This is a genomic window from Rhodopseudomonas sp. BR0C11 (genome assembly GCF_010820945.1).
GTDB classification, from domain to species: domain Bacteria; phylum Pseudomonadota; class Alphaproteobacteria; order Rhizobiales; family Xanthobacteraceae; genus Rhodopseudomonas; species Rhodopseudomonas palustris_H.
Genome location: NZ_QTKI01000483.1, coordinates 1 through 3,281, shown reverse-complemented (window position 1 = coordinate 3,281; position 3,281 = coordinate 1). Strand labels below are relative to the sequence as shown.

General features: G+C 66.0%; 2 protein-coding genes and 2 pseudogenes. 3 read left to right on the top strand and 1 reads right to left on the bottom strand.

Annotation, left to right across the window (positions count from 1 at the left end; genetic code table 11):
- Positions 1-746, top strand: a pseudogene (locus tag DYI24_RS23825) (outer membrane beta-barrel protein); the annotation flags it as partial.
- A gap of 180 nt (positions 747-926) precedes the next feature.
- Here the strand turns inward: DYI24_RS23825 and DYI24_RS23820 are convergent.
- Positions 927-1,901 (bottom strand): class I SAM-dependent DNA methyltransferase, encoded by a 975-nt coding sequence (locus DYI24_RS23820; protein ID WP_164574079.1) that lies wholly within the window; start codon positions 1,899-1,901, stop codon positions 927-929.
- 58 nt (positions 1,902-1,959) lie between these two features.
- Here DYI24_RS23820 and DYI24_RS23815 point away from each other — a divergent pair, with 58 nt between their 5' ends.
- Together DYI24_RS23815 and DYI24_RS23810 are read left to right on the top strand one after the other, a co-directional pair.
- Positions 1,960-3,006 (top strand): ligase-associated DNA damage response exonuclease, encoded by a 1,047-nt coding sequence (locus tag DYI24_RS23815; RefSeq protein ID WP_164574081.1) that lies wholly within the window; start codon positions 1,960-1,962, stop codon positions 3,004-3,006.
- Positions 3,003-3,281: pseudogene (locus DYI24_RS23810) on the top strand (ATP-dependent DNA ligase); the annotation flags it as partial. The gene DYI24_RS23815 and the pseudogene DYI24_RS23810, both read left to right, overlap by 4 nt.

Below are 3,281 nucleotides of genomic sequence, written 5' to 3'. Positions count from 1 at the left end.
ATCTCGACCTCGGCAACCAGACCGACTTCTTCGGCAATCAGAGCCTGCGCACTGAAGTCCGCGAGAGCATCTTCCGCGCCGGTCTGAACTACCGCATCGGCGGCAACGGCACCTACATCACTCCGCCCCCGGCGAACTGGGCTGGCCTGTATATCGGCGGCAATTTCGGCGGTGCGACCGGGCGTGATCGCTCGAGCCTGACCCTCGGCGGTGCGACCGACGCCTTCAACCTGGCGCCGGATGGCTTCATCGGCGGCGGCCAGATCGGCTACAACTGGCAGGCTTCGAACTGGGTGTTCGGTGTCGAAGCCGACTTCCAGGGCTCGACCCAGAAGGACCAGCGCGCCTCGGTGCTCGGCCCGCAGGCCTACTATGATGCCAAGCTGCCCTGGTTCGGTACCGCGCGTGGCCGCATCGGCTACTCGCTCGGCTCGACCCTGTTCTACGGCACCGCGGGCTACGCTTACGGCAACATCAAGTCCGACATCGTCAGCTCGATCGGCAACTACAGCTTCAAGACCACCAAGGGTGGCTGGGCTGCCGGCGCCGGCATCGAGACTCCGTTCCAGCTGTTCGGCCTGCTCGGCCCGAACTGGACCTCGAAGACCGAATATCTCTACGTTGACCTCGGCTCGACCACCGACGTGTTCGGCGGCACCGGCATCAACACCACCAAGGTCACCGAACACATGCTGCGCACCGGCATCAACTATCACTTCAATCAGCCGGTGGTCGCGAAGTACTAATCTTCGCCTCACAGCAACGGACACAGAGCCCCGGCCTAGCGGCCGGGGTTTTTGTTTGAAGCAGCCTCGTCATTGCGCACGACGCGAAGCAATTGGGACCGGCGTGAACCAAGCTGGATTGCTTCGTCGCTTCGCGCGCTCGCAATGAGGGAAATCGCTCGGTCCGTTGCCAAAGCTTGGCTAGGTATCGCAAGGCGTTTCGGGTTCGACGCGTCGGACATAGTCGTCGGGCTTGAAGGCAACGACGACCACCCCCGGCAGCGGGGCTTGGTTCTCATTGCGGGCCGACGCGTGCTGCAGCAGCGCGACCGCAAGACCTACCTGCTGCAATTCTTCGCGCAGATAGCTTTCCGCCTGGGCGAACCGCAGCCCGGCCGTCAGCACCACGCCATCGCCAGCATGCGTCTCGGCAGTGACGGCGAGCAGGCCGCCCGGCTGCAGCACTCGCGTAGCTTCGCGGAGCAGCGGCGCCACGTCCTGGATGTAGATCAGCACGTCGGCGGCAAGGATCAGCTCCGCGCTCGCCGGCGGCTCGTTGGCAAGGCCCTGCACCAGATCAGTCACTGCCAGCCGCGCATACACGCGGTTCGCGCGGGCGCGCTCGATCATCTGCGGCGACAGATCGAAGCCGATAATCTCGGAGACGATTGGCGCAAACGCGCGGCCGACCAGCCCGGTGCCACAGCCAAGATCGATTGCGCGCCGGAACACCATCACTCGGCCTGTCGCTGCACAGACCTCGCGCACCGCCTCGAGCAGCAACGCCGGGCCGCGGTAGCCGAGATCCTCGACCAGCGACTTGTCGAACCGCGGCGCATACTGATCGAACAGCGTGCCGACATAGGCGGGCGACATCGCATCGAGATTGGCGGCGCCGAGCCGCATCAGGCGCAAACCAGCGCCGTGCCGATCGCGCGGGTCCGCGGACCGCGCCCGCCGAAACGCATCGATTGCGCCGTCGCGATCGCCGAGTCGGTCCTGACGAATTTCGCCGAGCGTGAACCATGCCGACGTAAACTCCGGCGCCAGCTCAACCGCCTGCGCCAGCAGGTCGGCCGCCGCCTCCGCCTCGCCGCGAGCCAGGAGCTCGCGCGCAAAGTCGTAGCGTCGGTCGGCAAGAACATTTCCGGACGACAGGAACAGGTACGTCGGCATCGACGGAACCCGGCGGAATGAGACTCGTTTGAAAGGTACGCCCGCCTATATAGCGAAGATGCGACCGCACGACATCCTGATGCCGACCGCCGCGGGCCTGTGTTGCAGGCTTGGCGGCTTCCACATCGATCCGGTCCGGCCGGTCGACCGCGCGGTGATCACTCACGGCCATTCCGACCACGCCCGCGCCGGCCATGGCACCGTGCTGGCGACCCAGCCTACGCTCGACATGATGCGGCTGCGCTACGGCGACAACTTCGCGGGCTCGACCCAGGCGGTCGCCTATGGCGAGACCATCCGGCTCGGCGACACGACGGTCACGTTCCATCCTGCCGGCCATGTGCTCGGCTCAGCCCAGGTCGCGGTCGAAGCCGGCGGCATCCGCATCGTCGCGTCCGGCGATTACAAGGACGCGCCGGACCCGACCTGCACGCCGTTCGAGATCGTGTCGTGCGATGTGTTCATCACCGAGGCGACATTCGGTCTGCCGGTGTTTCGCCATCCCGATGCGGCGAGCGAAGTCAGAAAGCTGATCGATTCCGTCGTGCTGTTTCCAGAGCGCGCGCATCTGGTCGGCGCCTACTCGCTCGGCAAGGCGCAGCGGGTGATCGCACTGATCCGGCAGGCCGGCTACGACGCGCCGATCTATCTGCACGGCGCGATGGAGAAAATCACGCATTACTATCAGGCATCCGGCATCCCGCTTGGCGAACTACGCCCGGTGAAAGGCGTCAAAAAGGCCGAGCTGGCCGGCACCATTACGCTGGCGCCGCCGTCAGCGACCTCCGATCTCTGGACGCGCCGCTTCCCCGATCCGCTCACCGCGTTCGCATCGGGGTGGATGCGGGTACGCGCACGAGCCCGCCAACGTGGCGTCGAACTGCCGCTGGTGATCTCCGATCACGCCGATTGGGACGGCCTCACCGCGACCATCGCGGCCACCGGTGCCGGCGAAGTGTGGGTCACCCACGGCCAGGAAGATGCGCTGGTGCATTGGTGCCAGACCAAGGGCCTCGCGGCGCGGCCGCTCGATTTGGTCGGCTATGGCGACGAAGATGAAGACGTCGGCATGCCGGCAAGCGACAGCGAGGCGGCAGAGGCATGAATCGCTTCGCCGAACTGCTCGACCGCCTCGGCTACGAGCCCGGCCGCAACAACAAGCTGCGGCTGATCACCAATTACTTCCGCGAGGTCGAAGATCCGGACCGCGGCTGGGCGCTCGCCGCGCTCACCGGCGCGCTGTCGTTCCGCCACGCCAAGCCCGGCCTGATCCGCGCCCTAATCGCCGAACGCACCGACCCGGTGCTGTTCGGGCTGTCCTACGATTACGTCGGCGATTTATCGGAGACGGTCGCGCTGATGTGGCCCTCTCCCCACGCA